Below are 5,731 nucleotides of genomic sequence, written 5' to 3'. Positions count from 1 at the left end.
GGTTTGGGGCAGGCCGTGCGGGTCAGCTCGCGGACTCGCCGGCGGGGGCGGGGGTCGCGGCGTCGACGCGGTGGGCGCGGATCTTGTGCCCGACGCTGGTCAGGCAGCGGCCACTGGCCAGGTCGAACCTCCAGCCGTGCAGCTGGCAGGTGAGCTGGTCCCCGTCGACGATGCCGAAACGGGTCAGGTCCGCCTTCAGGTGGGGGCAGCGCCGCTGCACCACCCAGTCGCCGAGGGTGATGTCCTCGGCGTCGCTGGTCCGCTCGTGCTCGTCGTACCAGCCCTCGGCGTACTGGAGCCGCTCCGTGGAGAGGCACTTGAAGAACGCGTAGACGAACTCGTTGTACTGGCCGATCCGGGCGGCGGAGAAGCGGCAGGAGAGGAAGAGCGAGTTGACCCAGTCCACCTCGCCGATGTGCAGCAGGTGCTCGATCAGCGCCCGCTCGGTGCGGAACCGGTAGCGGACCTTCTCGTCGGCGTACGGCCGGACCTGCTTGCCCGGGAAGTCCACCACGATCGACTCGATCGTCTCGCCGCCCGAGTCGTCGGTGCCGACCAGGTCGAAGCGGACCGGGCCGCCGACCCCCTTGGCCAGGTAGATCGACTCCTCCAGCAGCGGCTCGATCCGGCGCTGCATCTCCTTGAGCACGTCGACCTCGGGGTGCCGCCAGGAAGCCTTCTCCGCCTCGATGACCGGCCGCTTGCGCTCCCGCATCTCCTCCAGGTGCGCGACCTTGTTCGCGAAGAACTCCTCCACCGGCACCGGGTGGGTGGTCTCGCAGGTCTCCGTGGTGATCTCGGCGACGCTGCCCGGCAGCAGCACGACGCCGTTGGTGCCGCCGACCTTCGCATACTCCGCCAGGAAGACCGACTGGTCGGGGAAGATGTTGCCCTCGTCGCCGTGGATGTCGTTGAACTGCCACAGCTCGTCGTCGAGGAAGCACGGCGGGCCCGCGATCGGGAAGACGTGGTCGGCCTTCAGGTCGTCGATGTAGCGCCAGGTCCGGTCGAACTGCCGGTCCCGCTTCTGCTTCCCGAACGCCGTCTTCGCCGCCTGCGGCAGCTCGTAGACCATCGGGTACCAGATCGCGCCGGAGAACTGGAGCATGTGCGCGTGCACGTGGCCCAGCTCCGCGAACGCGCTCAGGTCGGTGGGGCGGGCGTCGTTCTGGTTGAGCAGCCGGACCCCGTCGTACTCCACCCACAACGACGAGTCGCCGATCGGGCCGTCGGTCGGGCTGGTCAGTGCCTGGATCATGACCTTGAGGCCGCCGTCCAGCTCCACGACCTGCTCGTTCGGCGCCTTCAGGAACTTCGTGAAGCCCAGCTCCCGCAGCTCGTCCTCCATCTCCGAGGTGGGGAACGCGGGCAGCAGCACGGTCGCCTTCTTCGACACGAAGCGCCTCAGGTGCGCGGCGTCGAAGTGGTCCCGGTGCAGGTGGGAGACGTAGAGGTAGTCGACGTCGCCGAGGGTCTCCCAGTCGAGCAGGGAGTTGTCCGGGAACGGGAACCACGACGCGAAATAGGCCGGGTTGACCCACGGGTCGCACAGGATGCTGCCCGCGGCCGTGTCGATCCGCATGCTGGCGTGTCCCGTACCGGTCACTCGCACCGCAGTTCCCCCTCGAAGACAAACAAAGGTGTACGTCGGAAACGCTACCGGAGGGAGTCTGGCGACCGCCCCGCGACGCCGGTAGTGCCGCCCGGCCCGCCTCGGCCGGGACCTTGGGCCCGCGCCCGCCGCGTACGCCGTGCCGGCCGTCGGCGGGGATCGTGCGGCCCGCCCCATCCGGGCGGACCCAGCGCCGAGCCTGGCACGGGGCGTGCCAGACTAACCGGAGATCCGATCGCGAGGGAAGGACCGACAGTGGCAGGAAGCGAGCCGGTAACGTCGCCAGACCAGCACAAGCCGGGACACCGCAAGTCCGGGCGGATCGGCGCGGTGCTCTCCGCGCTGGTGCTGCTGGCGATGCTCTGCGGCAACCACGAGGGCAGGGTCGAGAACATCTGGCTGATCGGCCTGGCCGTGCTGCTGCTGGTCATCGTCATCGGCGACGCCGTGCTGCGGCGCAACGGCCTGCGGTCCTGACCGCACCCCCGTCAGCCGGCGTCGAGCCGGTCCGCGCGCCGGAGGTGACACGCACGAGGGCCCGCCCCCGACCGGGGAGCGGGCCCTCGTCGTACGTGGGTCAGCGGCCGAACAGGATGTCCTGCACGTCCTTGAGCGCGGCGTCGACCTCGGCCTCGAAGTAGCCGCCGGGCACCAGCCCGAAGCGCAGGGTGTCCAGCTCCTTCGGGTTCACCGGCATCGGGTTGCGCCCCTGCATGCCGCCGAGCAGGCTCTCGAAGAACCGGTCGACCTGGTCCGGGTCGTACCCGCTGCCGAAGCGGCGCACCTGGAAGCTGCGGCGGATCTGGTCGACGCGGTAGAGGTCGCTGCCGGGCGGGCCGGCCATCGGCGGGCCGGCCGTGGGCGGCGGGCCACCGGCCGGCGGGCCGGCCATCGGGGGCGGGCCGGCCATCGGAGGCGGGCCGCCGTAGCCCTGCTGCGGGGGCGGGCCGGTCGGGCCCCGACCGCGCATGTCGCGCAGGTCCCGCTCGGGCATCCGGATCTCGGCGGTCATGTCGGCGCGGCCGTGCCGGCCGGCCTCGAAGCCGTCGAAGCGCGGCTCGTCGCCGTAGCCACCGGGGCCGTCGCCGTAACCACCGGGGCGGTCGCCGTAGCCACCGGGGCCGTCACCGTAGCCACCCGGGCCGTCACCGTAGCCGCCGGGGCCGGCGGGCAGGCCGCGCGGCGGCGGGCCGCCGTGGCCCATCGGGGCGCCCGGACCCATCGGGCCGGGACCGCCCGGGCCGCGGGGCGGCTCGTAGCCGCCGCGCGGGCCGTCGTAGCCACCGGCGAAGGCGCCGGTGGGCTCGTCGTAGCGGCCGTAGCGGTCGGCGGGCGGGCCGCCGGCCTGCGCGGGCATCGCCCGGGGCGGCATGGGCTGCGGGACGGGGGACATGCCGCGGTCGTCGCGCACCGGCGGACCCATCCGGTCCGGGGGACCCATCCGGTCCGGCGGGCCCATCCGGTCCGGCGGGCCCATCCGGTCCGGCGGGCCGAGCCGGTCGCCCATCCGGGGGTCACCGCCGCGGCCACCGACGCCGCCGCGTTCCTCCAGCTCGGCCAGCTGCCGCTCGACCCGGTCGAGGTGCAGGTCGACCTGCCACTCGTCGTAGCCGTTGAAGCGGACCCGGAAGACGACGTCGTGGACCTCCTGGGAGGCCACGGGCGCGCCGACCGGCTGACCGGCGAGCGTCGCCTCGACCCGGTCCAGGAAGGCGTCGACCTCGTCGACCTTGTATCCCCGGCGGAGCGCCTTACGCCGGAAACGCTGACCCTGACTCGCCACTATGTCTCCTGGTCTCGTTCGCTACGCCCGGTCACGCAGTCTCCCCGGTCCGGTCGGTGTCCCTGTTGTCGACGGCGGCGGCGAGCTGCCCACACGCTCCGTCGATCTCGCGACCCCGGGTGTCCCGCACCGTCGTCGACACCCCGGCCTCGCGCAACCGCCGGACGAACTCCCGCTCGACCGGCTTCGGGCTGGCGTCCCAGCGGCTGCCCGGCGTCGGATTGAGCGGGATGAGGTTCACGTGGGCCAGCTTCCCGGCCAGCAGCCGCCCGAGCAGATCGGCTCTCCACGGCTGGTCGTTCACGTCCTTGATCATCGCGTACTCGATCGACACGCGCCGCCCCGTCCGTGCCGCGTAGTCCCACGCCGCGTCCAGCACCTCGGACACCTTCCAGCGCTGGTTGACGGGCACCAGTTCGTCGCGCAGCCCATCATCGGGGGCGTGCAGCGACAGCGCAAGGGTCACCGAGAGGTCTTCGCTGGCCAGTCGGCGGATGGCCGGCACCAGGCCGACCGTGGAGACGGTGATGTGGCGCTGCGACAGCCCGAGCCCCTCGGGGGCCGGGGCGACCAGCCGGCGGATGGCGGCGATCACGCGGGAGTAGTTGGCCAGCGGCTCGCCCATACCCATGAAGACCACGTGCGACAGGCGCGGCGGGGAGCCCGCCACCGCGCCGGAGGCGGCCACGCCGGCCAGGTAGACCGCCTGGTCGACGATCTCGGCGGTGGACAGGTTGCGGGTCAGCCCGGCCTGGCCGGTGGCGCAGAACGGGCAGGCCATGCCGCAGCCGGCCTGGCTGGAGATGCAGACGGTGACCCGGTCCGGATAGCCCATCAGCACGCTCTCCACCAGCGAGCCGTCGTGCAGCCGCCAGAGCGCCTTGCGGGTCGCGCCGTCGTCGCAGGCCAGCTCGCGGACCGGGGTGAGCAGCCGCGGCAGGAGCCGGTCGGCGAGCTTCTCCCGGGCGGCGGCCGGCAGGTCGGTCATCTGCGCCGGGTCGCGCACCAGGCGGCCGAAGTAGTGGGTGGAGACCTGCTTGGCCCGGAACGCCGGCTCCCCCAGCTCGGTGACCAGCGCGCGGCGGCCGGCGAGGTCGAGGTCGGCGAGGTGCCGGGGAGGCATCGCGGGTCGGCGCCCGGGGGCGTCGGGGTCTGCGGGGATCAGGGGCAGGCTCGTCATGGCGGGTCCAGTCTGTCACGCCGGACGGCCGACGCACCTGTCCGGAGGTGCCGAATCGCCCCCCACCGCCCGGACGGGGCCGCCGGCGCCGGGTGATTCACGCCTCACTCCAGCACCGGGACGAAGACCGCCAGCAGCAGGTACGCGGTCGGCAGCGCGAAGAGGATCGAGTCGAGCCGGTCCATCAGGCCGCCGTGCCCGGGGAGCAGGTTGCTCATGTCCTTGACGCCGAGGTCCCGCTTGATCATGGACTCGGCGAGGTCGCCGAGGACGGCCGCGCCGGAGACCGCCAGCCCGAAGAGCGCGCCCCACCACGGGGCCACGTCGAAGAGCAGCCAGAGCAGCAGGGCGCTGCCCAGCGCCGCCGCGGTGACCGAGCCGCCGAAGCCCTCCCAGGACTTCTTCGGGCTCACCGAGGGGGCCATCGGGTGCTTGCCGAAGGAGACGCCGGCGGCGTACCCGCCGGTGTCGGAGAGCACCACCGCGACCAGGGTCGCCAGCACCCGCAGGTGACCGTCCTCCGGCACCGCCGCCAGCAGCGCGGCGAACCCGCCGAGGAACGGCACGTACACGGCGATCAGGGTGGCCGCGGTCAGGTCGCGCTGGAAGCCGCGCGGCCCGTCACCGAGCCGCCAGACCATCGTCCCGAGCACGGTGACCAGCAGACCGAGGCTGAGCGCGTCGGGGCCGGCGAACCAGGCCAGCCCGACGGTGAGCACCCCGCCGGCGATCAGCGGCACCAGCGGCGGGTGGGCGCCGCTGCGGCGCACCGCCCGGGCCATCTCCCAGCTGCCGACCGCCACCGCCCCGGCCACCACCAGCAGGAACGCCGGCCGGTAGAAGAACAGCGGAACCACGATCAGCGCGCCGAGCGCCACGCCGACCGCGACGGCGGCCGGCAGGTTGCGCCCGGCCCGGCTCGGCGCGGGCTGCTGGGTCGGGGGCCGGTCGGCGCTGGCCCGGCGCCGGCCGCGCTGCCGCCGGCCCGGGGGTCGCGCGGGCTCCGGCTCGGGCTCGACGTCGCGCACCGGTTCCAGTTGGGTCGTCGGGTGTTCGGAGTCGTCGGGGTGGTGCCCGTTCGGCCCGGCCGGGCGGTCGTACGGGGCACGGTCCGCGCCGGCCGGCTCCGGGTGGGCGTCGACCGGCGGGCGCGGAC

At 73.6% G+C, this 5,731-nt stretch carries 5 protein-coding genes; 1 reads left to right on the top strand and 4 read right to left on the bottom strand.

Features of this window, described 5'->3' with window-relative positions:
* Nucleotides 1-22 precede the first annotated feature (22 nt).
* Nucleotides 23-1,612: a Rieske 2Fe-2S domain-containing protein gene (locus ACSNOB_RS31270; RefSeq protein ID WP_436690960.1), complete on the bottom strand. Its 1,590-nt coding sequence runs from the start codon at nucleotides 1,610-1,612 to the stop codon at nucleotides 23-25.
* 255 nt (nucleotides 1,613-1,867) lie between these two features.
* Between ACSNOB_RS31270 and ACSNOB_RS31265 the strand changes: the two genes are divergently transcribed.
* Nucleotides 1,868-2,089 carry a DUF2631 domain-containing protein gene (locus tag ACSNOB_RS31265; protein ID WP_393104951.1) on the top strand — a complete coding sequence of 74 codons (222 nt, stop codon included), beginning with the start codon at nucleotides 1,868-1,870 and terminating at the stop codon, nucleotides 2,087-2,089.
* 100 nt (nucleotides 2,090-2,189) lie between these two features.
* Here the strand turns inward: ACSNOB_RS31265 and ACSNOB_RS31260 are convergent, their stop codons facing one another.
* The 3 genes from ACSNOB_RS31260 to ACSNOB_RS31250 all read right to left on the bottom strand — a co-directional run.
* On the bottom strand, nucleotides 2,190-3,395 hold the full coding sequence (locus tag ACSNOB_RS31260; RefSeq protein WP_436690958.1) for a DivIVA domain-containing protein: 1,206 nt from the start codon (nucleotides 3,393-3,395) through the stop codon (nucleotides 2,190-2,192).
* A 31-nt stretch (nucleotides 3,396-3,426) separates the two neighbouring features.
* Complete coding sequence (rlmN, locus tag ACSNOB_RS31255) at nucleotides 3,427-4,575, bottom strand: 23S rRNA (adenine(2503)-C(2))-methyltransferase RlmN (RefSeq protein WP_393104955.1); 1,149 nt, start codon at nucleotides 4,573-4,575, stop codon at nucleotides 3,427-3,429.
* Nucleotides 4,576-4,679: 104 nt separating this feature from the next.
* A partial coding sequence (locus ACSNOB_RS31250; protein WP_436690956.1) for a phosphatidate cytidylyltransferase occupies nucleotides 4,680-5,731 on the bottom strand: 1,052 nt, incomplete at its 5' end.

This window comes from Micromonospora sp. URMC 106, from assembly GCF_051386395.1.
GTDB lineage: Bacteria > Actinomycetota > Actinomycetes > Mycobacteriales > Micromonosporaceae > Micromonospora.
This window is presented reverse-complemented; position numbering and strand designations above follow the sequence as displayed.

Coding starts and splice junctions, on each gene's coding strand:
- rlmN (WP_393104955.1), bottom strand. CDS start 4,575: ATGACGAGCCTGCCCCTGATCCCCGCAGACCCCGACGCCCCCGGGCGC.